Raw genomic sequence first — 25,777 nt, 5'->3', positions numbered from 1 at the left:
TAAGACTCCTCGAAGGACCACATTTCGACACTGTAGCACGACAATTAGACAAACGGGTGGCAATAAAAAACCCCGCACGAGGCGGGGTTGGTGAGCATTGATGCGGGTTACGCGGCTTCAGGTTTGCGGATGTTCTCCGCAAGCTTTACCGGCTGTGTCGCCAGTTCGTCGGCGTCGAAGTCATCCACGTTGATACTGCGCAGACGGCTCGCTTCGGCCTTGATCAGCAGGCTAGCCTCATCCTGGCTGATAATACCGCCCGCCAGCGCCTGTTTCGCCAGCTCATCCAGGCGGGTAAACGGCAGGTTTTTACCCAGCTGTTTACAAATTTTCTGATGAATAGGATCCGCCGCCATCACGTCCAGCAGCGCCTCTTCCAGCAGACCAACCGGGTTATGTTTACTCGGAGTCAGATACTGACCGCGACCAATCCGCGAGCGGGTAGCGCTCGGCACCTGCAGGATCTTCGCCACTTTATGATCCAGCTTATCGGACGGCGCCAGATAGTGACGACCGGTCGGGAAGATAGCCACGCGCAGAGCACCTGCCACAAGACGGTTTGGGAAGTTGACCAGCAGGGAGTCAATCGCCTGTTCCGCCTGATACAGCGCATCCTGCACGCCCCAGTGAACCAGTGGAAGATCCGCCTCATGACGGCCTTCGTCGTCGTAGCGTTTCAGCACTGCCGAGGCGAGGTAGATCTGACTCAGCACATCGCCCAGACGCGCGGAGATACGTTCCCGACGCTTCAGGCTGCCGCCCAGTACCGCCATCGATACGTCGGAGAGCAGCGCAAGGTTGGCGCTCAGACGGTTCAGATGCTGGTAGTAGCGGCGGGTTGCATCACCGGTTGGCGTGGAGCTGGTCAAACCGCGGGTCAGACCCAGCCAGAAGCTGCGCACTTTATTGCTGCCAACGTGACCAATGTGTTTGAACAGCAGTTTATCGAACGCATCCACATCGTTATTCTGTGCGGCGTCCATCTCTGCCAGCACATAGGGATGGCAGCGAATCGCACCCTGACCGAAGATCATCATGCTGCGGGTCAGAATATTTGCCCCTTCCACGGTGATGGCAATCGGCGCGCCCTGATAGCCACGAGCCAGGAAGTTACCTTCGCCGAGCATAATGCCTTTCCCGCCAGCGATATCCATTGCATCAATAATTGACTGCTGCGCGCGGTGGGTGCAGTGATACTTCACGATGGCCGACAGCACCGCCGGTTTCTCGCCGAGCATAATTCCGTAAGTAATCAGGGAAGCCGCAGCATCCATGACGTAGGCGTTGCCTGCGATACGCGCCAGCGGCTCTTCAATCCCTTCCATCTTGCCGATAGAGATTTTGAACTGGCGGCGGATATGGGCGTATGCGCCAATCCCCATTGCCACCGATTTCAGGCTGCCGGTTGAGTTCGACGGCAGGGTAATGCCACGTCCTACAGACAGACATTCCACCAGCATGCGCCAGCCCTGGCCGGCCATTTTCGGGCCGCCAATGATGTAATCAATGGGAACAAAAATGTTGTCGCCACGGGTCGGACCGTTCTGGAACGGCACGTTCAGCGGGAAGTGACGACGACCAATCTCAACGCCCGGCGTTGACGTTGGGATCAGCGCACAGGTAATACCGAGCTCTTCTTCATCACCCAGCAGTTTGTCGGGGTCAGAGAGTTTAAACGCCAGCCCCAGCACCGTGGCGATCGGTGCCAGCGTGATGTAGCGTTTGTTCCAGGTCAGACGCATTCCCAGCACCTGTTCACCCTGCCACTCGCCCATACAGACCACGCCAGTATCCGGGATGGCACCCGCATCGGAACCCGCTTCCGGGCTGGTCAGCGCGAAGCACGGGATCTCCTGACCGCGGGCCAGGCGCGGCAGGTAATGATTCTTTTGTTCTTCAGTCCCGTAGTGTTGCAGCAGTTCGCCCGGGCCTAAAGAGTTCGGTACGCCGACGGTGATCGCCAGGATCCCGGAGACGCCCGCCAGTTTTTGCAGCACGCGAGCCTGAGCGTAAGCAGAGAACTCCAGGCCGCCGTACTCTTTCTTGATGATCATCGCGAAGAAGCGATGTTCTTTCAGATATGCCCACAGTTCTGGCGGCAGATCGGCCATTTCATGAGTGATCTGGAAGTCGTTTGCCATGCGGCAGGCTTCTTCTACCGGGCCGTCGATAAACGCCTGCTCTTCGGCAGTCAGGCGCGGCTGCGGATAGTTATGCAGCTTTTTCCAGTCAGGATTCCCCTGGAACAGCTCGCCTTCCCACCAGGTGGTACCCGCGTCGATCGCCTCTTTTTCGGTGCGTGACATCGGTGGCATCACTTTGCGGAAGCCGCGGAATACCGGGACGGAAATCATCGACTTACGCATGGAGGTGATGTTAAACGGCACCAGCATAATCGCCAGCGGAACCAGCACCCAGATATTCCAGATGCCGCTTACGCCAAGCGCAGCGGTCCACGCCAGTAAAATAAGACTGCTCAGAAGCAAGCTGACCCGGTGATAGAACAGCACTCCGAGCAGAACAACGGTTAAGAAAATACTGAGAATCATCATAAAAAAAGCTCCCTGTCTTGTAGGAGGTCTGACCACTTGTGATGATATGGTTGTAGTGGATGTTATTTCTTTTAGCAATGTATTCACAAAATAATTACAACCTGGTTCACATTGTTCAGGTTTCGCACGGCACAAAAACGCAAAACTGCTGCCGATTACCACGGCTTTAGCTTCTCGCTTTTACCGCTATCCGGTAAACTTGCTGGGTTATTTCATCAATACTGAAGGATTATCCTCATGTACCAGGATCTTATTCGTAACGAACTGAACGAAGCAGCGGAAACGCTGGCTAACTTTCTGAAAGATGAAGCCAATATTCACGCGATTCAGCGCGCCGCGGTCCTGCTGGCCGACAGCTTTAAAGCGGGTGGTAAAGTGCTCTCTTGCGGCAATGGCGGTTCCCACTGTGACGCCATGCACTTCGCCGAAGAGTTAACCGGTCGCTACCGTGAAAACCGTCCGGGCTATCCGGCGATCGCCATCTCTGACGTCAGCCACATCTCCTGCGTGGGCAATGACTTCGGTTACGATCACATCTTCTCGCGTTATGTTGAAGCCGTGGGCCGCGAAGGGGATGTTCTGCTGGGGATTTCCACCTCAGGCAACTCCGCCAACGTCATTAAAGCCATCGAAGCTGCACGCGAGAAGGGGATGAAAGTCATCACCCTGACCGGTAAAGACGGCGGCAAAATGGCCGGTTCTGCGGATATCGAAATTCGTGTGCCGCATTTCGGTTACGCTGACCGTGTTCAGGAAATTCACATCAAAGTGATCCATATCCTGATCCAGTTAATCGAAAAAGAGATGGTTAAGTAAGACTTCGCTGGGGGCTTATTGCCCCCGCTGTTGTGGAGGTGATGTATGTGCGAACTGCTCGGGATGAGCGCCAATGTGCCGACCGATATCTGCTTTAGTTTCACCGGGCTGGTCCAGCGCGGTGGAGGAACCGGGCCGCATAAAGACGGCTGGGGCATTACCTTCTACGAAGGGAAAGGTTGTCGCACGTTCAAGGATCCACAACCCAGCTTTAATTCGCCGATTGCCAGACTGGTGCAGGATTATCCGATTAAATCCCGCTCGGTAGTGGCCCATATTCGCCAGGCCAACCGGGGCGAAGTGGCGCTGGAGAATACCCATCCGTTTACCCGCGAGCTGTGGGGACGCAACTGGACCTACGCCCATAATGGGCAGCTGACCGGTTATAAGACGCTTGAGACGGGCAACTTCCGTCCGGTGGGAGAAACCGACAGCGAAAAGGCTTTTTGCTGGTTGCTGCACAAGCTGACCGAGCGCTACCCGCGCACGCCGGGCAACATGGCCTCAGTCTTCAAATACATCGCCTCGCTAGCGTCAGAGCTGCGCGAGAAGGGCGTGTTTAACATGCTGCTTTCGGATGGGCGATATGTGATGGCGTTTTGCTCGACGAATCTGTACTGGATCACCCGGCGGGCGCCGTTCGGCGTGGCAAAACTGCTGGATCAGGATGTGGAGATTGATTTTCAGACTGAAACCACACCTAACGATGTGGTAACGGTGATTGCCACTCAGCCGCTAACGGGCAATGAAGCCTGGCAAAAAATCATGCCAGGCGAGTGGATCTTATTTTGTCTCGGGGAGCGCGTAATTTGACGCCAGCTGTGGCTGGATAACTTCGTGGCTCAGCGGCTTGCTGACCACGTAACGTCCGTCCACCACTGAGATCGTTGGCGGCTTACGCGTTTGCTGGAAGTAGTCATAACCCGGCTTTAACTGCTTCCAGAAGTCCGCGAAATACGACGTTCTATGACGCTGCATATTGGCGTCAGTCATGCGGAACGGATAGATGCTCACCTGCACGGCAGACTGCCCGAAGACCAGTGCACCCGTAACAAACTGGAAGATCTCATCAATCCCACTGTCGGTCATCGCATAGCAACCGACGGATACGCAGGCACCGTGGATCATCAGGTATTTACCGTCATAGCCGTGCGCGCGATCATAGGCATTCGGAAAACCGATGTTGATGGCTTTATAGAAGCGGCTGTCGGGTTTGAGTTGGTTACGCTGAACGTTGTAAAACCCTTCCGGGCTTTTGAAATCGCCCTGACGCTGTTTCGGACCCAGACCGCCGGAGTAGTTGCAGATTTTATAGCTGTCGAGCAGTTGATACGTCTCACCCATCTTCACAAACAGGTCTAACGTGCGCTCTTCCTTAAAGATCTGGATATAGACCGGGGAGCCCATCAACTGCTGTTTATATTCTTTGCTGACCGGCGTCGTGGAGCTATTGCTGCTGAGCAGCCCGGCAAACGAAACGCACGGAATAAGAAGCATCGCAATGAACAATGCGATTTTACGCATACAACATGTTCCTTGATAAAACATAACCAACTTGCCAGGACGGCAAAAGAAACCCGGAATAAGATTAATCTGTATCAGGGCTGCTCACATTAGCACCACTGCATTTTTTCGCAAGCGTCAACGTGTCGGTTTACAAAATAGTTTTACCTTATAACCTGAATAAGCAGCGCTGGCTTTGAGAACTTTGCGCAATAGCTCGCATTTTGATCCCGTGCCGCTGCGTTATCCGTGCCGCCCGATGGGCGAAAATGCTACACTGCGCCGTTCTTATGACCGAAGGTCAAGAAAGGAAGCTTTTCTCAGGATCAGGCGATCCTGCTGGTTACATGAGTGAGTTCCCGCCGCCTTTCTTCTCCTGTGCAACGATTTCAACCTGTCCGGCATTCCGGTCCGGACTGTTGTTCATGGATATTAGCTAACATTATGATTAAAATCAGAAAAGGACTTGATTTGCCGATTGCTGGCATCCCCGTCCAGCAGGTTTCGCCGTGCGCATTACCGCGTCACGTGGCGATTCTGGGGGATGACTACATCGGTATGCGTCCCACCATGCTGGTGCAGGAAGGCGACCGGGTGATTAAAGGTCAGACGCTGTTTGAGGATAAAAAAAATCCCGGCGTTCTCTTTACCGCTCCGGCCGCCGGTACCGTCGTGGCTATCCATCGTGGCGAGCGTCGGGTACTGCAGTCGGTGGTCATCCGTCTTGAAGGCGATGCGCAGCGCGAGTTTGCCCGCCACGATAGCGCTAATCTGGCCACGCTTAACCGTGATGCGGTGCAATCGCAGCTGCTTGAATCTGGACTCTGGACGGCGCTGCGCACGCGTCCCTACAGCAAAACCCCGGTGCCTGGTACCGTTCCTGCCGCTATCTTTGTCACCGCGATGGACACCAACCCGCTCAGTGCTGACCCGCAGCCTATTATCCTGGCGCAGCGGCAGGCCTTTGACGCCGGGTTAACGTTACTCACACGACTGACGGACGGCAGAGTACATGTCTGCCAGGCCAATGGCGGCAAGCTGGGCGGGCACCCGCAGGGCAAAGTGACCTTTAATACCTTTGCCGGGCCGCATCCGGCAGGGCTGGTGGGCACGCATATCCATTTTCTGGATGCCGTTAGCCAGACAAAGCAGGTCTGGCATCTCAATTATCAGGACGTGATCGCCATCGGCACACTGTTCACCACCGGGCAGCTGTGCAGCGAGCGGGTGATTGCGCTGGGTGGCCCACAGCTGCGCAACCCGCGTCTGGTGCGCACCTGCCTTGGCGCGGATATCACTGAACTGCTGGTGGCCGAAACGCAGGACGGCGATAACCGACATATCTCGGGCTCTGTGCTGAGCGGCAGACAAGCGGTGGGGGCTCAGGCCTATCTCGGGCGTTTTCATCTGCAGGTCTGTGTGGTGAAAGAGGGGCGCGAGAAAGAGCTGTTCGGCTGGGTCATGCCGGGCAGAGAGAAATTCTCGGTGACCCGCACCACGCTGGGCCATTTCCTGCGCAACAAGCTGTTTAACTTCTCAACGGATACCCACGGCGGCGAGCGGGCGATGGTGCCGATCGGCAATTATGAACGCGTGATGCCACTCGACATTCTGCCAACCATGCTGCTGCGCGATTTGCTGGCGGGTGATACCGACAGCGCCCAGGCGCTGGGCTGCCTTGAGCTGGATGAAGAAGATCTGGCGCTGTGTACCTATGTGTGTCCCGGTAAGTACGAATATGGACCCGTATTGCGCGAGGTGTTAACCCGCATTGAGCAGGAAGGATAACTGATGGGCCTGAAACATCTCATTGAAAAACTGGAGCCGCACTTTACTCACGGCGGCAAACTGGAAAAGTACTACCCGCTGTTTGAAGCGACCGCGACGCTGCTCTATACGCCCGGGCAGGTGACTAAAGGGGCCGCGCATGTGCGTGATGCTATCGACCTGAAGCGCATGATGATCCTCGTCTGGTTCGCCGTTTTCCCGGCAATGTTCTGGGGCATGTACAACGTCGGCTTGCAGACCATTCCGGCGCTGCATCATCTGTATGATGCCCAGCAGGTGCAGCAGGTTATCGCGGGCGACTGGCACTATCGGGTCGCGCAGATGCTCGGCGTCAGCTTTAGCGCCGATGCGGGCTGGCTCAGCATGATGACGCTGGGGGCGGTCTACTTCCTGCCCATTTACCTGACGGTATTTTTGGTCGGCGGCTTCTGGGAAGTGCTGTTTGCCATCGTGCGCAAACACGAGATTAACGAAGGCTTCTTTGTCACTTCAATCCTGTTTGCCCTGATTGTCCCGCCAACCTTGCCGTTGTGGCAAGCGGCGATGGGCATCAGCTTTGGCGTGGTGATTGCCAAGGAGATCTTCGGCGGCACCGGGCGCAACTTCCTCAACCCGGCGCTGGCCGGGCGCGCGTTCCTGTTCTTTGCCTACCCGGCGCAAATCTCCGGCGATCTGGTCTGGACGGCGGCGGACGGGTTCTCTGGCGCCACGCCACTCTCGCAGTGGGCGGCTCACGGTGGCGAAGCGCTGGTCAACAATGCCACCGGCCAACCGGTCAGCTGGTTCGATGCCTTTGTCGGTACCCTTCCGGGCTCGATTGGTGAAGTCTCCACCCTGATGATCCTGATTGGCGGGGCCATTATTCTGTTTGGCCGCGTCGCCTCGTGGCGCATCGTGGCGGGCGTCATGCTTGGCATGATCGTCACCGCAACGCTGTTTAACCTGATTGGCTCGGCCACCAACCCGATGTTCGCTATGCCGTGGTACTGGCACCTGGTGCTGGGCGGATTTGCCTTCGGGATGATGTTTATGGCCACCGACCCGGTTTCGGCATCATTCACCGACAAGGGTAAATGGTGTTACGGGGCGTTGATTGGCGGGATGTGCGTACTTATTCGCGTCGTGAATCCGGCCTATCCGGAAGGGATGATGCTGGCGATCTTGTTCGCCAACCTGTTTGCGCCGCTGTTCGATTACCTGGTGGTGCGTGCCAACATCAAACGGAGGAAGGCGCGTGGCTGAGATAAAAAATAATGACAGCATCGGCAAAACGCTGACGGTGGTTCTGGTGCTGTGTCTGGTCTGCTCCATTGTGGTGGCGGGCTCTGCCGTGGGGCTCAAGTCCCGCCAGCAGGAACAGCGCGCCCTGGATAAGCAGCGCAACATCCTGTCCGTTGCCGGGCTGATGCCGGGTGAAATGAGCCCCGAAGATGTGGCGCAGACTTTTGCTTCCCGCATCACGCCGCGGCTGGTTGATCTGGCAAGCGGCGATCTGCTCGACCACGATCCGGCGAGCTACAACCAGGCGCAGGCGCTGAAAGATCCGCAACGCAGCACCGAGCTGGACGTCAGCCAGGATCCCGCAGGCATTAAGCGTCGCAGCAATACCGCCGAAATCTACCTGGTGCGCGATGAACACCAGCGCGTACAGCAGATGATCCTGCCGGTGTACGGCAACGGTTTGTGGTCGATGATGTATGCCTTTGTCGCCCTCGATACCGATGGCCGTACCGTCAAGGGCATTACTTACTACGATCAGGGCGAAACCCCGGGGCTGGGCGGCGAAATCGAAAATCCGGCCTGGCGGGCGCAGTTCATCGGCAAAAAAGTGCTGGACGACAAGGGTCAACCGGCGCTGAAAGTGATGAAAGGGGCCGCACGTCCGGGCGATGAATATGCCGTCGATGGTCTGTCGGGCGCCACGCTGACCTCCAACGGCGTGCAGCACAGCTTTACCTTCTGGATGGGCGAGATGGGTTTTGGACCATTTCTTAAAAAAGTACGCGAGGGAGAGCTGAACAATGGCTGATGCAAGCGAACTGAAAGAAGTCAAACGGGTGCTCGTTGGGCCGCTGATTGCCAATAATCCGATTACCCTGCAGGTACTGGGAGTATGTTCCGCACTGGCGGTGACCACTAAAATGGAAACCGCCGTGGTCATGACCCTGGCGGTGACGCTGGTGACGGCATTTTCCAGCATGTTCATCTCAATGATCCGCCATCACATTCCCAACAGCGTGCGCATTATCGTGCAGATGGCGATCATCGCCTCGCTGGTGATCGTGGTGGATCAGCTGCTGCGGGCATTTGCCTACGAGACCTCCAAACAGCTGTCGGTGTTTGTCGGCCTGATCATCACCAACTGTATCGTGATGGGACGCGCAGAAGCCTATGCGATGAAAATGCCGCCGCTGGCCAGCTTTATGGACGGTATCGGCAACGGCCTCGGTTACGGCGTGATCCTGCTGACGGTCGGTTTCCTGCGCGAACTGATCGGCAGCGGAAAGCTGTTTGGTATCACCGTGCTCGATACCGTGCAAAACGGTGGCTGGTATCTGCCAAATGGTCTGTTTCTGCTGGCGCCCAGTGCGTTCTTCATTATCGGTTTGCTGATCTGGGCGGTGAGAACCTGGCGTCCTGAACAGCAGGAAAAGGAGTAACCGACGATGGCTCATTACCTTAGCCTGTTTGTGCGTGCGGTATTTGTCGAAAACATGGCGCTCGCGTTTTTCCTCGGGATGTGTACCTTCCTGGCGGTGTCCAAAAAAGTGTCAACCGCGTTCGGCCTGGGCGTTGCCGTCACGGTGGTGCTGGGGCTGGCCGTGCCGATCAACAACCTGGTGTTTAATCTGGTGTTGCGCGACGGGGCGCTGGTCGACGGCGTTGACCTGAGCTTCCTTAACTTCATCACCTTTATTGGGGTGATTGCGGCGCTGGTGCAGATCCTCGAGATGATCCTCGATAAGTACTTCCCGTCGCTCTACACGGCGTTGGGGATCTTCCTGCCGCTGATTGCGGTGAACTGTGCCATCTTTGGCGGCGTGTCGTTTATGGTGCAGCGCGACTACAACTTCACCGAATCGGTGGTGTACGGTTTCGGCTCCGGGATTGGCTGGATGCTTGCCATCGTTGCCATGGCAGGGCTGCGCGAAAAAATGAAGTATGCCAACGTGCCGGCCGGATTGCGCGGCTTAGGGATCACCTTTATCACCACCGGTTTGATGGCGCTGGGCTTTATGTCCTTCTCCGGTGTGCAGCTGTAAGGGCTTAAAGTATGGAAATTATTCTTGGCGTGGTGATGTTCACGCTGATCGTGCTGGTGCTCTCCGGGCTGATTCTGCTGGCGCGATCGAAGCTGGTGAACGCTGGCGATGTGATCATCGAGATCAACGACGAAGCGGATAAGCAGATCCGCACGCCTGCGGGCGACAAACTGCTGAATACCCTCTCGGGAAACGGCATTTTTATCTCTTCTGCCTGCGGCGGCGGCGGCTCCTGCGGGCAGTGCCGGGTGACGGTGAAAGAGGGCGGTGGCGATATCCTGCCGACGGAACTGTCGCACATCAGCAAGCGTGAGGCGAAAGAGGGATGTCGGCTGGCCTGCCAGGTGGCGGTGCGCCAGAACATGAAGATTGAACTGCCGGAGGAGATCTTCGGGGTGAAAAAGTGGCAGTGCGAGGTTATCTCCAACGATAACAAAGCCACTTTCATTAAAGAGCTCAAGCTGCGGGTACCCGATGGCGAAGACGTGCCGTTCCGGGCGGGCGGCTATATTCAGATCGAGTGTCCGGCACATATCGTCGCCTATAAAGACTTTGACGTGCCTGACGAGTATCGCGGGGACTGGGATAAATTTAATCTGTTCCGCTTTGTCTCCGAGGTCAAAGAGCCTACGCTGCGCGCCTATTCGATGGCGAACTACCCGGACGAAAAGGGCATCATCATGCTCAACGTGCGTATCGCCACGCCACCGCCGAATGCGCCGGACGCGCCGCCGGGGATCATGTCGTCGTATATCTGGTCGCTGAAAGCGGGCGATAGCGTCACCATCTCCGGCCCGTTTGGTGAGTTCTTTGCTAAAGAGACTGACGCCGAAATGGTCTTTATCGGCGGTGGCGCCGGGATGGCACCGATGCGTTCGCACATTTTCGACCAGCTTAAGCGCCTCGGCAGTCAGCGTAAAATCAGCTTCTGGTATGGCGCGCGCTCGCTGCGCGAAATGTTTTATCAGGAGGAGTTCGAACAGCTGGCGCGGGACAACCCGAACTTCAGCTTCCACATTGCGCTGTCCGATCCTCTGCCGGAAGACAACTGGACCGGGTATACCGGGTTCATTCATAACGTACTGTATGAAAACTACCTCAGGCAGCATGCCGCGCCGGAAGACTGCGAGTTCTACATGTGTGGCCCGCCAATGATGAACGCCGCGGTCATTAAGATGCTGCAGGATCTCGGCGTGGAAGATGACAACATCATGCTCGATGATTTCGGAGGCTGATTGTGGTGACTTTTTTACTGACCTTTGCGGTGTTTGTGCTGGTGGTCTTCGCTATGTCGCTCGGCTGGATCATCAAGCGCAAAAGCATTCAGGGCAGCTGCGGCGGCATCTCTTCGCTGGGACTGGAGAAGGTCTGCGATTGCCCGGAGCCCTGCGACGCGCGTAAAAAGCGCATAGTGCGAGAAGCACAGCGTCAGCAGAACAGGATCCTCTGAAATAAACAGGCCGCAGAAAGCGGCCTGATTTTTTTACTTCAGCCACGCTTTCGCCTGGGCGGGAGAATCCACCATCACGCCGTCGGCCCCCAGGCTTTGCGCTTTTTGATAATCCTCGTCGGAATTGACGCCAAGCAGGATCACATGGGCATTACCCTGGGAGCGGAAGCAGTCCATCGCCTCTTTGTCCCACGTCAGGGTTGCCGGCGAGATGCCATCGCCCAGGGTGAATTTTTCCACCACTTCCACTTTGCGATTCAGCTCCAGCCCGTACCAGTAGGCGTCCATTTGCTTTGTCGGCGACTGGCATACGTGGTTCATGGAGATATTCGCCAGCCGGGTACGCGTTTCACTGCGGGTCACAAAACGCGGTACCTCGGGAGGCAGCGCATCCAGATAGCGATCCTCTGTTGAATAGACGCGAACACGCTTCAGACTGTTGGTCTCTTTAAGCACAGCTTGCAGCTGCTTGCCCATCTCAACCGGGTCTGCGTCGGGCGATTTAATATCAATATAGAAAGAGACGTCAGGCCAGCGTTCCAGCACCGCTTTAAGGGTCGGGATGGTGGTACCGGCCATTTTCGCTTTCGCTTTCGCGCCGGCATCAAATGTCGCCAGTTCGGCCTGGGTGTACTGAGAGACTTTGCCCTGCGCGGTAGTCAACGCACTCAAATCGCTGGGACGATACAACACCGGCACGCCGTCACGACTGAGCTGGACGGTTACCCAGATCGCCTGGGCCTGGTTTTCCAGCGCTAGCGCGATCGCCGGAAGGGTGTTCTCTGGCGCATCGGCGGTTCCGCCACGGTGGGCGATAATTTGTGGACTGGCCCATGCGGCGCTGGAGAACAAAAGTGAGGCAATAATTATATGTTTCATCAATGATATTCCATTTTAAATCATGTAACTAAATGAATTGTAAGCGGTTAGTGGCTCAATTTTGTACCACGCTTTCATGACAGAAGTGAGACGGTAAAACAGCTGACGCATTTTTTGTACTTTGTTATACTGTGGATAATTACAGGTGTGGTGAAGATGATGCGCAAGATAATCCATGTTGATATGGACTGTTTTTTTGCTGCGGTAGAGATGCGCGATAATCCGGCGCTACGGGATATTCCTATTGCTATCGGCGGCAGCCGCGTGAAGCGCGGAGTGATCAGCACGGCAAACTATCCGGCGCGCAAATTTGGCGTGCGCAGCGCAATGCCAACCGCCATGGCGTTAAAACTTTGCCCGCATTTAACCTTATTACCTGGTCGCTTTGAGGCCTATAAAGAAGCCTCCCACCATATTCGCGAAATCTTCTCCCGGTACACCTCCCTGATTGAACCCCTGTCGCTGGACGAAGCCTATCTGGACGTTACCGACAGCCTGCACTGCCACGGCTCCGCCACGCTGATGGCGCAGGAGATCCGCCAGACCATTGCCCGCGAGCTTAACCTCACGGCCTCGGCGGGCATCGCACCGGTCAAGTTTCTTGCCAAAATTGCCTCGGACCTTAACAAGCCTGACGGTCAATACGTAATCACCCCTGATGAGGTTCCGGCATTTATCAAAACGCTCTCGCTTGGCAAAATCCCCGGCGTCGGTAAAGTGTCTGCGGCTAAGCTCGAGAGCATGGGTCTACGCACCTGCGAAGACGTGCAGAACAGCGATCTGGCGATGTTGCTTAAGCGTTTTGGTAAGTTTGGCCGAATACTGTGGGAGCGCAGTCAGGGCATTGATGAGCGCGGCGTCAACAACGAGCGGCTGCGTAAATCGGTAGGCGTGGAGCGGACGCTGGCGGACGATATTCATGACTGGGAAGCGTGCGAGGCGATCATCACCGGGCAGCTTTATCCCGAACTGGAACGGCGACTGGCAAAGGTCAAACCGGATCTGCTGATCGCCCGTCAGGGCATCAAACTTAAGTTTAACGACTTTCAGCAAACCACGCAGGAGCACGTCTGGCCGCGGCTGAATAAAGAGGATTTGATTGCAACAGCCCGAAAAGCCTGGGACGAGAGGCGGGCAGGGCGCGGGGTTCGGCTGGTGGGGTTACATGTGACGCTGCTGGATCCGCAGCTTGAACGGCAGCTGGTGCTGGGGCTGTAAATACGAGACGCGAAACCGGAACAAAACCCCGGCATGATCGCCGGGGTTACCATCACGCTTATCAGACATTCACACCGTGCTGGGATGCAAGAGCAGACAGGCCGCCAGCAAAACCCTGACCTACGGCTTTGAATTTCCACTCGGCACCGTGGCGGTACAATTCGCCAAATACCATCGCGGTTTCGGTAGACGCATCTTCAGACAAATCGAAGCGCGCAATTTCAGTGCCATTGTCGTTGTTGTAAACACGCATGAAGCTGTTGCTTACCATACCGAAGTTTTGTTTACGCGCTTCAGCATCATAAATGGTCACTGCAAATACCAACTTTTTGATGTCAGCGGACACTTTGGTCAGATCAATTTTGACCTGCTCGTCATCGCCATCACCCTCACCAGTGCGGTTATCACCCTGGTGTTCTACCGAGCCGTCAGGGCTGGTTTTGTTGTTAAAGAAAATGAAATGAGCGTCAGACAAAACCTTGCCGTCATCACCCACTGCGAATACAGACGCGTCGAGGTCAAATCCCTGACCGTCAGTTACACGCGCATCCCAGCCCAGACCGACCATAGCAATGTTCATGGTTGGTGCTTCTTTGGTCAGAGAAACGTTACCGCCTTTTACGAGAGAAACTGCCATTTTTAGCTCCTGCTAACAGTTGAGTTAGGGCTGTCAGAACAGCCCAGTGTTGAAAAAGTGACGTGATAATCAGGATGCGTTGATACCGTACTGAGCGCAAACTGAGCCCAGACCACCCGCATAACCCTGACCTACAGCACGGAATTTCCACTCACCGCTATGGCGATAGAGTTCGCCGAACAGCATGGCGGTCTCTGTGGAAGCATCTTCCGTCAAATCGTATCGAGCCACTTCAGTCTGGTTATCATCATTGACCAGACGAATGAACGCCCCGGATACCTGGCCGAAGCTTTGACGACGGGCCTGAGCATCATGGATGGTCACCACGAAGATGATTTTATCGACATCCGCCGGTACTGCATCCAGTTTAATCTTCAGGGATTCATCATCGCCATCGCCTTCACCCGTACGGTTATCACCGGTATGGGTTACAGAGCCGTCAGCAGAGGTCAGATTGTTATAAAAGATGAAATCAGCATCACCACGCACTTTGCCGTTAGCTGCCAGCAAGAATGCTGACGCATCCAGGTCAAAGTCCTGACCATCAGTAGAACGCGCATCCCAGCCAAGTCCAATCAGGACATTTTTCATGGACGGAGCGGCTTTACTCAGGGATACGTTCCCGCCTTTGGAAAGAGAAACACTCATACAATAACCTCTTTGATAAATAATGGGTTTATGTCAAACCGTCAGGAGATTAACTCTCTTTTTCTTCTTTTTTGCCCGGGAACATGGCGCTGGCAATAATACCCACAGCCAGAACACCCAGAACAACATACAGGCTGGTTGTCGCGGCAATACTGTAGCCGTGATGCCAGATATGGTCAGTGGCGTTCAGACCCAGTTTCAGCGCAATGAAGAACAGCAGCAGAATAACGGCTTTCTCCAGATGAACCAGGTACTGCTTCAGTGCTTCAAGAACGAAATAGAGAGTACGCAGGCCGAGGATAGCAAACATCATGGCACTGTAGACGATAAGCGGTTCACGGCTAACGGCAATAATGGCCGGAACCGAGTCAAACGCAAACATAACATCCGAAAGTTCAACCACGGCTACACACAGGAAAAGCGGCGTTGCATACAGGGCCGCCTTCTTACCACGGCCAATAGTCACATCGCTATTTTCTGGTTTTGCCAGTTCCTCATCCACTTCCTTTTGGCTCAGCAGGAAAGCATGTCCTTTCAGCTTCGGCCAGATCGGGAAGAAGCGTTTAACCATCCGGTAGGCCAGATGCTGGGAATAATCTTCAATTTCGTCGTTGTCATCTCCGCTCTTAAGCATCATGACCGCCGTCCACGCCACGATGATGGCGAACACAACTTCAACATAGGGCCCCAGGCTCAGCAGACTTGTGCCGATGGCAACAAAAATACCCCTGAAGACAATGGCGCCGACGATCCCCCAGTAAAGCACCCGGTGACGATAGCGATCCGGTACCGAGAACCAGGAGAAGATAGCCATCATGACAAACAGGTTGTCGACGGACAGAACTTTCTCCAGGGCATAACCCGTCACAAACAGGCTGGCAACTTCCGCTCCGTGATGGATATAGAGGAAACCGGCAAATGCCATCGCAACCAGAACCCAGAATACGGACCACAGCGCCGCACTCTTCAGGGAGATTGGCTTGTCGTGGCGGTGCATGAACAAGTCAATAAAGATGGCACCGACTGACAGCGCAACGAACACGATGACTGTTTCAGCCGGAAAACCGATGTGTGTTGAAACCATAATTTACCCTTAAGGATGCAGATCAGAGGCCAAATTCAGCCGGGTCAAAACCTAACGCGATAGCGATTTCACGTGAGGCATTTTTTTCATCCTGATCGAAATTACCGTCACTTTTTGCAACAGCAATGCCCACGCGTAATGCCAGTTGAGCGGCTTCAGGCTGATCCTTCAGCGCCAGGATGTACTTCATGGTTTCGCCTTTACCGATTTCGATATCGAAATCAAAGCTTGAAACCAGTTTGTTAAAGAAGTCGATGACCTCATTGGTATCGAAAACTTTTAATTCTTCTGAAGAGCGCAGAAAGCCCATCATTTTCTGTTTCTCTTCTGCGCTAACGCCGTCGCTGGATACTGCAATGCGCGCGCAGACAGCGACAGTGCCCTGCATGAATTTCTTGTTCTTAAAACGGCCAACCTGGCGGGTCAGTTCGTCACGCCCGGAGTTGATAGCACCTTTAACTTTGTTAAAAAAGCTCATACTTGAATCCTTAGTTGCAGTGTTATTTAGAGCCGGAGCCCCAGCGAAATCCCCAGCCGAATGCCCGGTCCATTTCGTCCTGACCTTTAAAATACTGGTTAATTCGCTCTACCTTAATTGCGCCGTTTTCATTAACAAGTCGGGCAATCGCGCACAGTGTGCGACGGTCTTCCCCTTCTGTCAGACGCGTCTCGATAGGCGGCTGTTCCGGAATATGGATGGTCACAACGCCATCGGTCTTATCCCAGCTCGGCACACCTTGATAGATAAAGGCATAAATCAGGACTTCGTGAATATGCTTCCATTCACGACCATTGATATGCAGCCATTCGCCGTCCGAAACTTCACCGGTTCGGTCATCGCCCTGAAGTTGGACAAAGGGCTCTTGATGGTAATGACCGAAGGTATTACCTAACGCCTGAATCACCCCTTTTTGGCCATTCTGGAGCTTGATAAAGGCACCCAAATCCAGATCGATACCTTTGGAACCGAATAAACCGGCCAGCCCTGATTTGCTGTTACCGCGATGCCAGTTCAGATTGATGCGAATCTCACCGAAGTTATCCCGTTTGGTCAGGCTAATCGCCGGCTTCTCTTTAGTAAGAGAAACTTTACTCAGATTAATTTTCTTCTCAGCCGGTGGCGGGGTGCTAACCGGCGGTGCCGGAGGAGGTGATGTCACGGGGGCCGGTTCGTCGGCAATATTCACGCCGAAATGCTCGGCCAGCGGCTTAAGTCCGCCGTTAAAACCCTGGGCAACAAAGCGGAATTTCCACTCATTATTACGACGATAAAACTCGCCCAGGATCAGCGCGGCTTCCTGACGACCGGAGAGATCGACAATGCCATTGATCAGGTTTGTGGAACCCTGATCAACATCAATAGACAGATTGCGCAGGCCAGACACTGTCTGCCCGCCATCGCAGGTGATGGTAAACGCGACTTTCTGTACGTCTGCTTTCAACTGGTGAAGAGAGACCGTAAACGTTGAATGCTGACCTTCACTTGCCAGACTGATGGAACCGTCATTGTTGCGGGGCTGGCCGTAAAACACCATGTCCGCATCACCCTGTACTTTTCCGTCGGCAAACAGACGGAATGCAGATGCATCAACCGGGCCACCAGAGGTCACCCGGACGCGAAGCTCCTGATTGGGAACGGGGGCATTTCCCCCCGGCGCCAGGTTCATTAGCGAATTACCGTAGCAACGATATCGGCGTGCATATCGTCAATGGTGCGGCCACGGCAGGCATGTCCATGGGCGGTGAAATCCCAGTTGCCGCTGTTACGACGCAGAGAGGCGATAACAATACCGGTATGCGCGCCCTGTTCAGTCAGTTTATAACGTGCCAGTTCTTTATCAGCCTGATCGACCACACGGCAGAAGGCATTATCAACATCATTGAAAGACTGACCGCGGAAGCTGTTAACCGTAAAGGCGAGGTATTCCACATTTGCAGGCAGTTTAGTCAGGTTAACGTTGATGACTTCATCATCACCGTCACCTTCGCCAGTCAGGTTGTCGCCGCTATGGATAACCGATCCGCAGCGTGATTGCAGTTGACGGAACCAGACGGTGTCAATTTTGTTACCCGCGCTGTCCATCAATACACAGCCCGCATCGAGATCAATAGAGCCACTACCGCCAAATAAGCCACCGAGAAGACCTTTCTTCTTCAACGGGTCCCATCCGAGGCCGAACTTAAGCTGGCTAAGTGCAGAAGATTGTTTGCTGAGTGATACCGTCTGATTCTTACTTAATGAAACCATGTTCTATTCCTTAAAATGGTAATGACCGAGACATCAAAGGTATGTGTATTCACGAACAAAGAAAATCATATCATGATGAAGTACCCTGACAAGGATATTTTTGTCAGGTTTTACCGTGTTAAATCCATTTTGTCGATAAATGCGCTAAGTTTATTCATATAACTTATTGATTTTTATTTTTAAAATAACAAATCAAGATGAGGTGGAGTGCTTTTATCACCTTACCTTTTCTAATCATATTATGATTGACATGTTCCGGTGACATTCATAGACTCATTCGACGCCCGCAGTCCACATAACTTCTCAGGTATTGATAAAAATGAAGAGCAAAATTTGGCTAATGGAAGGCTTGTCCTCCCAGAAAGATATTATTCAGGGAATTAAAGCATTTGCTGACCAACTGAAGTGCCGCATTACCGTTTTTGCTTCTCATCGCAACGAGCGTAACGAAATTTTATCCGTTGCCGATCATTCCCTGATCGAACCAAAAGACGCAGAGAAACGACTCGAATTTATTCTGGATACCGTTGCCCTGCATGGCATTAACGCCATCCATACGGGGCGTAACAGCCTCTGGTTTGAAGAAAACCGTGCGGCGATTGAGGCCAGTGGTGCGACCTTGACCACTGGCGCAACCGGTGCCGACTGGCTCACGCTATCCGAAGAAAAAGTGGCTTTTTCACAGTTCATGGAGCAAAACAGCCTCCCGGTGGTGCCTTCCTGGCGGGTGACAACGCTGTCAGAGCTGAAAGACTATCTGGCCTCGCCACCGTTCAGCGATAGCCCTGTCTGCGTAAAACCAGTAACAGGAATTTATGGCATAGGTTTCTGGCGTTTTGATGACACTGCATCGTCTATGGCGCTGTTTAATCACCCCGAAAATCGTGTCGTAAACTCACAGCAATACCTTGCAGCCGCAGACGCGTCTGAATCATTTACCCCCCTTGTGTTGATGCCTTATCTGCCTGGCCCGGAATATTCTGTCGATATTCTGGCTGACAAAGGGGAGATCCTCGCGGCGGTAGGTCGGCGTAAAGAAGGGCCTGTTCAGTATCTCGAACATGAAGGTGAGGCCTTTGAACTGGCCTGCGCCTGTGCCAGGGCCATGAAAGCGGATGGACTGGTCAACGTCCAGACACGCAACAATCACCATGGCAAGCCCGTGCTGCTTGAGACCAACATGCGTCCGTCCGGCGGCATCGGTTACACCCGTCACAGCGGTGTTAATTTACCGGGATTATTCGCGGCTTATCAGCTTGGGCTGATGTCAAAAAATGACGTTATCGAGAACGCGAAATCGTCCTTTTCTCCGGCTGCAGTCAGATCAATAACGGATGTGATTCTGTACCCGGAACAGCTCACTAACCGACTGAATTAAGGCTGAATGATGTCTTTGAACAACGAAGGTACTGTTTACCGTCGCACACTCTCTTGCGGCACCATTCAGATCACCCGCGATCAAGGTGATGTTGCGCTCGATGACTTGTTTGATATTGCCGAGAGACGCAATCCTAAACGGGCTTTCCTGTTTGTCAGTAAGGTGCTTGGGCGGCATATTCCGGTGCCACCGTCGGTGATGCGGCGGGCTTATAAACAGCTCGCCAGCCAGTTTTCAGCATCCCTTCCCGGGCCGGTGCTGTTTATCGGTATGGCCGAAACTGCGGTAGGGCTGGGCGCTGGCGTGTTTGATGAACTCAGACATCAGTACGATGAAGCCGTTTACCTGACCTCAACGCGTCATCCGGTTAACGGCGAACTGCTGTGTGAATTTAAGGAAGAACACAGCCATGCTACCGATCATTTGATCTACCTGCCCGATGATGCCGAAATGCGCCGCCGGGTTGCCGAAGCCCGATCGCTGGTCTTGATTGATGATGAAGCAACCACCGGGAATACCTTTCTCAATCTTCTGTCTGCGCTGCGCGATACCGGTAAATTGGCCCATCTGGAACAGGTTGTCGCCGTGACCCTGACAGACTGGAGCGGTGAGGCGCTGCCCGCGCGCTGTCCTTTGCCGGTCACGTCGATTTCGCTGGTGAGCGGTCAGTGGAACTGGACCCCGCTCCCGGACGCGCCTGTACCCGTTATGCCCGCTGTTAATGTCACCTCCCGGGGCGCATGGGATATTGCCGGGAAACAGTCCTGGGGACGTCTGGGCATGACTGCACCTGCCGCCGATCTAGGCCAGGCGCTTACCGCATCACACGATGAGCGCGTGCTGGTGCTCGGCACCGGTGAATTTGTCTGGGAGCCGTTCCTGCTGGCCGAGCGACTTGAAGCTGCAGGCTCTCAGGTCTTTTACAGTTCCACCACCCGCTCTCCGATTGCGTTGGGTTATGCCATTAAGTCAGCCATTAGCTTTACAGACAATTATGGGCTGGGTATTCCAAACTTTGTTTATAACGTGGCGCACCAGAAGTTTGATCGCGTACTGCTCTGTACTGAAACGGCTGCTGAAAGTATCGACAGCCATTTACTGAACACGCTGGCTGACATTGCCCCTGTCGTGGAGATTATTACCTATGAATAAGCCCGTTATCCTGAGCGATCTCGACGACACGTTATTTCAAACCCGCCGAAAGATGGTGGATGAACTGGCGCTGGAACCTTTCCGAACCGGTGCTCTGGACCGCAGCCTCGCCCCGCGCAGCTTTATGACCGAAGAGCAGTCCATGCTGGTGGACTGGCTGCTGGAGCAGGCGGAGCTTATTCCGGTGACGGCCAGAGGAACGGAAGAAATCAGCCGCGTGCAGATCCCTTTTCGCTCCTGGGCAATCACCACTCACGGTGCCGTGATCCTGACGCCGGAAGGGATACCCGACGAGGAATGGACGTCGCATATGCTACTTCAGCTGGCACCTTATCGGGAGAAGCTAATATCAATGCAGCGCGTCATCACCGAGATGATGGACGCCAGAGGCATTAATGCCTGGGCGAGGCTCAATTACGAATACGACGAGACGCCGATCTACATGGTGATGAAACACCGGGACAGCACTCGCCTTGATGAACTCAACGCCATTGCCGATGAAATTGAGACGTTGTTCCCGACGGAAGGGTTCTATATTCACCGTAACAGCAACAATGTCGCCTGGCTTCCTACCCCTGTTGAGAAAGGCCTCGCCGTGAGCTGGCTGCTGGACAAACTCCGGGCTGAACGTGGCGTTTTCCCGGTAATCGGTCTTGGCGACAGCCTCAGCGATCACCGGTTTATGAAGCTGTGCAGCTGGTTTGGTCTTCCGCGTCAGAGCCAGTTCGCCGACGCCATTTCACAGCGTATCTTTGGAGAACACTAAGATGCAGCCATGTAATCCCTTCTCCGGCTCCTATTTACCTGGCGACGTGGAATTCCTGTTAAAGCCTGTCGAAATGGAAATGACCTCCGTTGAGCGTAAAGAAGAGCTGATCCAGTCAGGGGAAAAGCATTATTCCGAGATGCTGAGTCAGGAGCCTGCCCCCACGCAGTGGCACCTGGATTTGTTCACCCGTGCTCTGGATCGCGGCGCAGAAAGGCTGGCGAAAGAGGTGACGCAACTCGCCACTACGCTTGCCGATCGTTTCGGTGATGAACCCGTTATTTTAGTCAGCCTCGTCAGGGCGGGCGTACCGCTGGGGGTGATGTTGCATCAGGCCCTGTGCGACAGGGGAGTCACCTCTTTCCACTATGGCATCAGTATTATCCGTGACCGTGGGATCGACAGTGCGGCACTGGACATCATTGAAAGCCGTCACGGTACTCGCGGCATTGTGTTTGTTGACGGCTGGACGGGGAAAGGGGCGATCACCGGCGAGCTGGTACGTGCCCTGAAGGGGCGTGAGGGTTACCCGGAACAGCCGCGGCTGGTGGTACTTGCCGATCCTTGTGGCTGCTCCTGGCTGGCTGCCAGCGATGATGACTGGCTGATCCCTTTCGGCATTATGGGTGCGCCGGTATCCGGGCTTATTTCCCGCTCGGTCTGGTCTGCTGAAGGTCTTCACGGGTGTGTGGTCTGCGATCATCTCAAGGAATTTGAGTGCAGCCGACTGCTGGTGGATACCGTATCGCATTTTCGCAGGCAGTTGCCGCTACACAGCACCGCGCCACTGGTCTGGGATCCGGCAGCCGCTCAAGGGCTGTGGCAAAAAAGTCGTGATGTGATTGCTTACCTGGCCGACACCTTTGCCGTTGACAGTGTGAACCGCATCAAACCGGGAATAGCGGAGGCTACCCGGGCAGTACTGCGCCGCGTACCCGATCACGTGTTCGTGCGTTCGATTGACGATCCTGACGTCGCTTTGCTTGTAGGGCTGGCCGCTGAAAAAGGGATTACCGTCACTGAGATGGGCGACATCCTCGGCCAGTACCGGGCCGTCACTATTATCAAGAAGGTGCTCTGATGAAAAACCGCCTTTCGCCCTGGAATCTGGGGGCTACGCTGTATATGCCCGCGACCAGGCAGGATATCGTCGACGCTGTCATACACGGGAAGATCCCCGGTTTGCGCTCGCTGGTCATTTGCCTTGAAGATGCCGTCAGCGAGGCGGATATTCCCGTTGCCCTCGCCAATCTTGAACAGTTGTTGCAGGAACTGAATGAAGCCCGACGGACTCAGGGTAATAACGACTGGCCGCTGGTGTTCATTCGCCCCCGCAACACCGAGATGGGCAAGTGGCTGATTGAACACCAGCAGCTGATGGCGATAGACGGTTTTGTGCTGCCGAAGTTCACCCTCAGTTCGTTACCTGTCTGGTGGGCGATTATGGCCGATACCCATCTTTGCCTGATGCCTACGCTCGAAACAGAGGATGTCTTTGACGTGGTGCAGATGCGCGAGCTGGCGATAACCTTGCTGGCTCATCCGTGCCACGAGCGGATCATCGCGTTGCGTATTGGCGGCAACGACCTGATGAACGTGGTGTCTTTGCGTCGCCCGCGTCATCTGACCCTCTATGACAGCCCGATGGGATACGTGATTAAAATGCTGGTTTCCGTGTTTGGTCCACGCGATTTTTCCCTGACGGCCCCCGTTTGCGAACATATTGACGACCATGCGGTGATGGCCCAGGAACTGGCGCTCGATATCGCTCATGGACTGGTGGGCAAAACGGCCATCCATCCCCGCCAGATTGAAGTGATTGAACAGGCGCTCAAAGTTACCCAGGGCGAGCATTCCGATGCGCTGCGAATTCTGAACTCAACCCAGGCTGTGTTTAAATCTCAGGGCGCGATGTGTGAACCGGCTACCCACCGTCGTTGGGCTGCGGGGATCCTGGAGCGCGTGCGGGTGTATGGATTCCTGAATGAACAAAATGCTGAGGGAATCAGAGTGCTTCCCCTGACGCAGCATAAATAAGAAAATCATAATGGGATTCAGGTAGCGTAAGTTGATAAACATCTTGCCGGGCTGTCAGGCGATCGCCCGATTATACTCAAGATGACGCCCCTGTTCATTTTCAGTTCATTGAACCACTTACACAGAATGCAGGCTAACTTTTACGATGCAACTAAATACCAGACAGGCCCGGATCTTTACGCTTGCCATTTTATTGGGTACCGGCAAACCCGTGTCCGCCGCTGACATTATCACCAGTCTGGATTGTTCAGAACCGACCCTGACCCGGGCGCTGAAAGAACTTCGCGAGTCTTATTCAGCGGAGATTAAATACAGCAAGGCGGGCCATTCCTACCAGCTTGTCAATCCAGGGCAGCTGGATAAAAAAACATTACGTCGGATGAGTGAAGCTCTGGCCTCCAATGCCGTACTCAAAACCAGCGAAACGGGTGGGCGCGTTTATCTGGATAAAGATAAAAAAACGGCGGTGTCGTTATCGTTACGAATGAGAATTCTGAGAAAGATTGACCGACTGGCGATGCTGAGTGGCACATCCCGCAGCGAAGCGGTTGAGAAGCTGGCTGAGCGCGCGGTGGATGAACTGATAAAAGAATTTAACGCTAACAAAGTCCTGCGTTAATAATCGGATCTGATTTTTTCAGCCTCCCCCGTGGGAGAGGCTGGGACAACAGTATTACTTCGCCGGGATCGCTTTCAGCAGCTCGGTCAGCAGGGTCCAGTAATGGCCCACGCTTTCGATATGCACCTGCTCATCCGGGGAGTGTGGACCGGTAATGGTTGGCCCGATAGACACCATGTCCATCTCCGGGTACGGCTTTTTGAACAGACCGCATTCCAGACCGGCGTGGATCACCTGAATGTTCGGCGTGCTGTTGAACAGACGCTGATAGGTCTCGCGCACCAGTTCCATCACCGGCGAGCTTGCATCTGGCTGCCAGCCCGGGTAGCTACCTTTAGCGGATGTTTTCGCGCCAGACAGTTTGCCCAGTGATTCCAGCATGCTCACCACGTACTCTTTTCCGCTGTCGATCAGGGAGCGGATCAGGCAGATGATCTCTGCGCTGTCGTCACCCATGGTCACGACGCCGACGTTCAGAGAGGTTTCTACCACACCTTTCGCCACGTCAGAATTGCGGATCACGCCGTTCGGCGTGGCGTTCAGCAGCTGAACAAAGCGGTCACGGGACTGTTCAGTCAGCGCCGCTTTATCTGCGGTGACGGCTTCCAGAACCACGTTCAGGTTCTTCTCTTTCGCTTCCAGCTCGTTTTTCAGGATCGCCAGATATTCAGCGGACAGGCTTTTCAGCGCATCGGCTTTATCTGCAGCTACTGCCACGGTGGCAAAGGCTTCACGCGGGATCGCATTACGCAGCGTACCGCCGTTGAAATCCACCAGACGCAGATCCAGATCAGCAGCATGATCGGCCAGGAAGCGGGCCAGCAGTTTGTTGGCGTTGCCCAGACCTAAGTGAATATCACCGCCGGAGTGACCGCCTTTCAGCCCTTTCAGCGTCAGCTTAAAGGTCTGGAAACCGGCCGGGATCGCTTCGCGGGTCAGCGGCAGGGTAGAGATAAAGTCGATACCACCGGCGCAACCCATGTAGATTTCGCCTTCCTCTTCAGAATCGGTATTGATCAGGATGTCTGCCTGCAGCCAGTTCGCCTGCAGACCAAACGCGCCGTCCATGCCCGCTTCTTCGGTCATGGTCAGCAGCACTTCCAGTGGACCGTGCTCAACGCGCTCATCCGCCAGCACCGCCAGCGCAGAGGCCATCCCAATGCCGTTGTCTGCGCCAAGCGTGGTGCCGCGCGCTTTGATCCACTCGCCGTCGATGTACGGCTGAATCGGATCTTTCGTGAAGTCGTGGACGGTGTCGTTGTTCTTCTGTGGAACCATGTCCAGGTGCGCCTGCAGCACCACCGGTTTGCGGTTTTCCATCCCTGCGGTCGCAGGTTTGCGGATCAGAATGTTGCCAACCTGGTCGCGCTCGGCGTGCAGACCTTTTTCCTTCGCCCAGCCCATAATGTGTTCGGCAAGCTGTTCTTCGTGATAAGACGGGTGAGGAATGGAGCAGATTTTGGCAAAAATATCCCACAGCGGCTGTGGCGATAATTGAGACAGTTCAGACACAGTAAGTCTCCTTGTCGATGCCCTGCAGACAGTGTTGCAGGTCACGGGGTTAGCGGGTTTAGAGTCACCACAAGTCAGACTTGCGAGGTGGGGTTGAGAATACCACTTTCTCTGGCGGCTGGTAGGGGTAAGCAAGTAAAAACTCTGCGCTGAACCGCTTAGCACTGGTTTTTAGTGCTTCAGATCTCTATAATCTCGCGCAACCATTTTCCCCCTCGAACACTTTT

General features: G+C 54.6%; 26 protein-coding genes. 16 read left to right on the top strand and 10 right to left on the bottom strand.

The window, feature by feature from the left end:
* Nucleotides 1–107: 107 nt before the first annotated feature.
* Nucleotides 108–2,552: an acyl-CoA dehydrogenase FadE gene (fadE, locus tag M8013_RS03615; RefSeq protein ID WP_271266466.1), complete on the bottom strand. Its 2,445-nt coding sequence runs from the start codon at nt 2,550–2,552 to the stop codon at nt 108–110.
* 237 nt (nt 2,553–2,789) lie between these two features.
* Between fadE and lpcA the strand changes: the two genes are divergently transcribed.
* Both lpcA and M8013_RS03605 read left to right on the top strand, forming a co-directional pair.
* On the top strand, nt 2,790–3,368 hold the full coding sequence (lpcA, locus tag M8013_RS03610) for a D-sedoheptulose 7-phosphate isomerase (RefSeq protein WP_039032082.1): 579 nt from the start codon (nt 2,790–2,792) through the stop codon (nt 3,366–3,368).
* Between the two features lie 45 nt (nt 3,369–3,413).
* A complete protein-coding gene (locus tag M8013_RS03605; RefSeq protein ID WP_271266465.1) occupies nt 3,414–4,181 on the top strand; it encodes a class II glutamine amidotransferase in 768 nt (255 codons plus the stop codon).
* On the opposite strand, the gene dpaA is transcribed toward M8013_RS03605, so the two are convergent.
* The gene (gene dpaA / locus M8013_RS03600) at nt 4,152–4,892 is read right to left on the bottom strand and encodes a peptidoglycan meso-diaminopimelic acid protein amidase (protein WP_271266464.1); all 741 of its coding nucleotides are present in this window, start codon (nt 4,890–4,892) and stop codon (nt 4,152–4,154) included. The two genes, M8013_RS03605 and dpaA, sit on opposite strands and share 30 nt — an antisense overlap.
* 423 nt (nt 4,893–5,315) lie before the next feature.
* On the opposite strand from dpaA, the gene M8013_RS03595 reads away from it, so the two are divergent.
* From M8013_RS03595 to nqrM, 7 genes are read left to right on the top strand one after another with little or no spacing between them, the layout of a single operon-like run.
* Nucleotides 5,316–6,659 (top strand): Na(+)-translocating NADH-quinone reductase subunit A, encoded by a 1,344-nt coding sequence (locus tag M8013_RS03595; RefSeq protein WP_271266463.1) that lies wholly within the window; start codon nt 5,316–5,318, stop codon nt 6,657–6,659.
* A gap of 3 nt (nt 6,660–6,662) precedes the next feature.
* Nucleotides 6,663–7,901 carry an NADH:ubiquinone reductase (Na(+)-transporting) subunit B gene (locus tag M8013_RS03590; RefSeq protein WP_271266462.1) on the top strand — a complete coding sequence of 413 codons (1,239 nt, stop codon included), beginning with the start codon at nt 6,663–6,665 and terminating at the stop codon, nt 7,899–7,901.
* Nucleotides 7,894–8,688 carry a Na(+)-translocating NADH-quinone reductase subunit C gene (locus M8013_RS03585; protein WP_271266461.1) on the top strand — a complete coding sequence of 265 codons (795 nt, stop codon included), beginning with the start codon at nt 7,894–7,896 and terminating at the stop codon, nt 8,686–8,688. The genes M8013_RS03590 and M8013_RS03585 overlap by 8 nt, the downstream gene beginning before the upstream one ends.
* Nucleotides 8,681–9,319: an NADH:ubiquinone reductase (Na(+)-transporting) subunit D gene (locus M8013_RS03580; RefSeq protein WP_271266460.1), complete on the top strand. Its 639-nt coding sequence runs from the start codon at nt 8,681–8,683 to the stop codon at nt 9,317–9,319. Before M8013_RS03585 ends, M8013_RS03580 begins: the two co-directional genes overlap by 8 nt.
* A gap of 6 nt (nt 9,320–9,325) precedes the next feature.
* Nucleotides 9,326–9,922, top strand: coding sequence for an NADH:ubiquinone reductase (Na(+)-transporting) subunit E (nqrE, locus tag M8013_RS03575; RefSeq protein ID WP_271266459.1), 597 nt, complete (start codon nt 9,326–9,328; stop codon nt 9,920–9,922).
* Nucleotides 9,923–9,933: 11 nt separating this feature from the next.
* Complete coding sequence (nqrF, locus tag M8013_RS03570; protein WP_271266458.1) at nt 9,934–11,157, top strand: NADH:ubiquinone reductase (Na(+)-transporting) subunit F; 1,224 nt, start codon at nt 9,934–9,936, stop codon at nt 11,155–11,157.
* Between the two features lie 53 nt (nt 11,158–11,210).
* Complete coding sequence (gene nqrM, locus M8013_RS03565) at nt 11,211–11,372, top strand: (Na+)-NQR maturation NqrM (protein ID WP_272501553.1); 162 nt, start codon at nt 11,211–11,213, stop codon at nt 11,370–11,372.
* 33 nt (nt 11,373–11,405) lie between these two features.
* Here the strand turns inward: nqrM and M8013_RS03560 are convergent, their stop codons facing one another.
* Nucleotides 11,406–12,251 carry a glycerophosphodiester phosphodiesterase family protein gene (locus M8013_RS03560; protein ID WP_271266457.1) on the bottom strand — a complete coding sequence of 282 codons (846 nt, stop codon included), beginning with the start codon at nt 12,249–12,251 and terminating at the stop codon, nt 11,406–11,408.
* A gap of 159 nt (nt 12,252–12,410) precedes the next feature.
* Between M8013_RS03560 and dinB the strand changes: the two genes are divergently transcribed.
* A complete protein-coding gene (gene dinB, locus M8013_RS03555; RefSeq protein ID WP_271266481.1) occupies nt 12,411–13,469 on the top strand; it encodes a DNA polymerase IV in 1,059 nt (352 codons plus the stop codon).
* A gap of 61 nt (nt 13,470–13,530) precedes the next feature.
* Here dinB and M8013_RS03550 read toward each other — a convergent pair whose 3' ends face one another.
* From M8013_RS03550 to M8013_RS03525, 6 genes are all read right to left on the bottom strand, one after another.
* A complete protein-coding gene (locus M8013_RS03550; RefSeq protein WP_271266456.1) occupies nt 13,531–14,106 on the bottom strand; it encodes a TerD family protein in 576 nt (191 codons plus the stop codon).
* Nucleotides 14,107–14,175: 69 nt separating this feature from the next.
* Nucleotides 14,176–14,754, bottom strand: a complete 579-nt coding sequence (terD, locus tag M8013_RS03545) for a tellurium resistance membrane protein TerD (protein ID WP_271266455.1) — start codon at nt 14,752–14,754, stop codon at nt 14,176–14,178.
* A 49-nt stretch (nt 14,755–14,803) separates the two neighbouring features.
* The gene (gene terC / locus M8013_RS03540) at nt 14,804–15,838 is read right to left on the bottom strand and encodes a tellurium resistance membrane protein TerC (protein WP_271266454.1); all 1,035 of its coding nucleotides are present in this window, start codon (nt 15,836–15,838) and stop codon (nt 14,804–14,806) included.
* A 22-nt stretch (nt 15,839–15,860) separates the two neighbouring features.
* Nucleotides 15,861–16,316: a tellurite resistance TerB family protein gene (locus M8013_RS03535; RefSeq protein WP_271266453.1), complete on the bottom strand. Its 456-nt coding sequence runs from the start codon at nt 16,314–16,316 to the stop codon at nt 15,861–15,863.
* A gap of 22 nt (nt 16,317–16,338) precedes the next feature.
* Nucleotides 16,339–17,505, bottom strand: coding sequence for a TerD family protein (locus tag M8013_RS03530; RefSeq protein WP_271266452.1), 1,167 nt, complete (start codon nt 17,503–17,505; stop codon nt 16,339–16,341).
* Nucleotides 17,505–18,086 carry a TerD family protein gene (locus M8013_RS03525; protein WP_271266451.1) on the bottom strand — a complete coding sequence of 194 codons (582 nt, stop codon included), beginning with the start codon at nt 18,084–18,086 and terminating at the stop codon, nt 17,505–17,507. Before M8013_RS03525 ends, M8013_RS03530 begins: the two co-directional genes overlap by 1 nt.
* A gap of 319 nt (nt 18,087–18,405) precedes the next feature.
* Between M8013_RS03525 and M8013_RS03520 the strand changes: the two genes are divergently transcribed.
* The 6 genes from M8013_RS03520 to M8013_RS03495 all read left to right on the top strand — a co-directional run bounded on the left by M8013_RS03520 (nt 18,406) and on the right by M8013_RS03495 (nt 24,038).
* Nucleotides 18,406–19,464 (top strand): ATP-grasp domain-containing protein, encoded by a 1,059-nt coding sequence (locus M8013_RS03520; RefSeq protein WP_271266450.1) that lies wholly within the window; start codon nt 18,406–18,408, stop codon nt 19,462–19,464.
* A gap of 9 nt (nt 19,465–19,473) precedes the next feature.
* Nucleotides 19,474–20,616, top strand: a complete 1,143-nt coding sequence (locus M8013_RS03515) for a phosphoribosyltransferase domain-containing protein (RefSeq protein ID WP_271266480.1) — start codon at nt 19,474–19,476, stop codon at nt 20,614–20,616.
* Entirely contained in the window at nt 20,609–21,382 is a 774-nt protein-coding gene (locus tag M8013_RS03510) for an HAD family hydrolase (RefSeq protein ID WP_271266449.1), read from the top strand. The genes M8013_RS03515 and M8013_RS03510 overlap by 8 nt, the downstream gene beginning before the upstream one ends.
* Before the next feature lies 1 nt (nt 21,383).
* Entirely contained in the window at nt 21,384–22,463 is a 1,080-nt protein-coding gene (locus tag M8013_RS03505) for a cysteine protease StiP family protein (protein WP_271266448.1), read from the top strand.
* Nucleotides 22,463–23,419 carry an HpcH/HpaI aldolase/citrate lyase family protein gene (locus M8013_RS03500; protein WP_271266447.1) on the top strand — a complete coding sequence of 319 codons (957 nt, stop codon included), beginning with the start codon at nt 22,463–22,465 and terminating at the stop codon, nt 23,417–23,419. Before M8013_RS03505 ends, M8013_RS03500 begins: the two co-directional genes overlap by 1 nt.
* A 145-nt stretch (nt 23,420–23,564) precedes the next feature.
* On the top strand, nt 23,565–24,038 hold the full coding sequence (locus M8013_RS03495) for a helix-turn-helix domain-containing protein (RefSeq protein WP_271266446.1): 474 nt from the start codon (nt 23,565–23,567) through the stop codon (nt 24,036–24,038).
* Between the two features lie 54 nt (nt 24,039–24,092).
* On the opposite strand, the gene pepD is transcribed toward M8013_RS03495, so the two are convergent.
* Nucleotides 24,093–25,550, bottom strand: a complete 1,458-nt coding sequence (pepD, locus tag M8013_RS03490) for a cytosol nonspecific dipeptidase (protein WP_271266445.1) — start codon at nt 25,548–25,550, stop codon at nt 24,093–24,095.
* Nucleotides 25,551–25,777 lie beyond the last annotated feature (227 nt).

Source organism: Silvania confinis, from assembly GCF_025564085.1.
GTDB lineage: Bacteria > Pseudomonadota > Gammaproteobacteria > Enterobacterales > Enterobacteriaceae > Enterobacter > Enterobacter confinis.
Note: the sequence above shows the minus strand (reverse complement) of the source record. Positions and strands in the feature narration are given on the sequence as shown.

Coding starts and splice junctions, on each gene's coding strand:
- fadE (WP_271266466.1), bottom strand. CDS start 2,552: ATGATGATTCTCAGTATTTTCTTAACCGTTGTTCTGCTCGGAGTGCTG.
- lpcA (WP_039032082.1), top strand. CDS start 2,790: ATGTACCAGGATCTTATTCGTAACGAACTGAACGAAGCAGCGGAAACG.
- M8013_RS03605 (WP_271266465.1), top strand. CDS start 3,414: ATGTGCGAACTGCTCGGGATGAGCGCCAATGTGCCGACCGATATCTGC.
- dpaA (WP_271266464.1), bottom strand. CDS start 4,892: ATGCGTAAAATCGCATTGTTCATTGCGATGCTTCTTATTCCGTGCGTT.
- M8013_RS03595 (WP_271266463.1), top strand. CDS start 5,316: ATGATTAAAATCAGAAAAGGACTTGATTTGCCGATTGCTGGCATCCCC.
- M8013_RS03590 (WP_271266462.1), top strand. CDS start 6,663: ATGGGCCTGAAACATCTCATTGAAAAACTGGAGCCGCACTTTACTCAC.
- M8013_RS03580 (WP_271266460.1), top strand. CDS start 8,681: ATGGCTGATGCAAGCGAACTGAAAGAAGTCAAACGGGTGCTCGTTGGG.
- nqrE (WP_271266459.1), top strand. CDS start 9,326: ATGGCTCATTACCTTAGCCTGTTTGTGCGTGCGGTATTTGTCGAAAAC.
- nqrF (WP_271266458.1), top strand. CDS start 9,934: ATGGAAATTATTCTTGGCGTGGTGATGTTCACGCTGATCGTGCTGGTG.
- nqrM (WP_272501553.1), top strand. CDS start 11,211: ATGTCGCTCGGCTGGATCATCAAGCGCAAAAGCATTCAGGGCAGCTGC.
- M8013_RS03560 (WP_271266457.1), bottom strand. CDS start 12,251: ATGAAACATATAATTATTGCCTCACTTTTGTTCTCCAGCGCCGCATGG.
- dinB (WP_271266481.1), top strand. CDS start 12,411: ATGCGCAAGATAATCCATGTTGATATGGACTGTTTTTTTGCTGCGGTA.
- M8013_RS03550 (WP_271266456.1), bottom strand. CDS start 14,106: ATGGCAGTTTCTCTCGTAAAAGGCGGTAACGTTTCTCTGACCAAAGAA.
- terD (WP_271266455.1), bottom strand. CDS start 14,754: ATGAGTGTTTCTCTTTCCAAAGGCGGGAACGTATCCCTGAGTAAAGCC.
- terC (WP_271266454.1), bottom strand. CDS start 15,838: ATGGTTTCAACACACATCGGTTTTCCGGCTGAAACAGTCATCGTGTTC.
- M8013_RS03535 (WP_271266453.1), bottom strand. CDS start 16,316: ATGAGCTTTTTTAACAAAGTTAAAGGTGCTATCAACTCCGGGCGTGAC.
- M8013_RS03530 (WP_271266452.1), bottom strand. CDS start 17,505: ATGAACCTGGCGCCGGGGGGAAATGCCCCCGTTCCCAATCAGGAGCTT.
- M8013_RS03525 (WP_271266451.1), bottom strand. CDS start 18,086: ATGGTTTCATTAAGTAAGAATCAGACGGTATCACTCAGCAAACAATCT.
- M8013_RS03520 (WP_271266450.1), top strand. CDS start 18,406: ATGAAGAGCAAAATTTGGCTAATGGAAGGCTTGTCCTCCCAGAAAGAT.
- M8013_RS03515 (WP_271266480.1), top strand. CDS start 19,474: ATGTCTTTGAACAACGAAGGTACTGTTTACCGTCGCACACTCTCTTGC.
- M8013_RS03510 (WP_271266449.1), top strand. CDS start 20,609: ATGAATAAGCCCGTTATCCTGAGCGATCTCGACGACACGTTATTTCAA.
- M8013_RS03505 (WP_271266448.1), top strand. CDS start 21,384: ATGCAGCCATGTAATCCCTTCTCCGGCTCCTATTTACCTGGCGACGTG.
- M8013_RS03500 (WP_271266447.1), top strand. CDS start 22,463: ATGAAAAACCGCCTTTCGCCCTGGAATCTGGGGGCTACGCTGTATATG.
- M8013_RS03495 (WP_271266446.1), top strand. CDS start 23,565: ATGCAACTAAATACCAGACAGGCCCGGATCTTTACGCTTGCCATTTTA.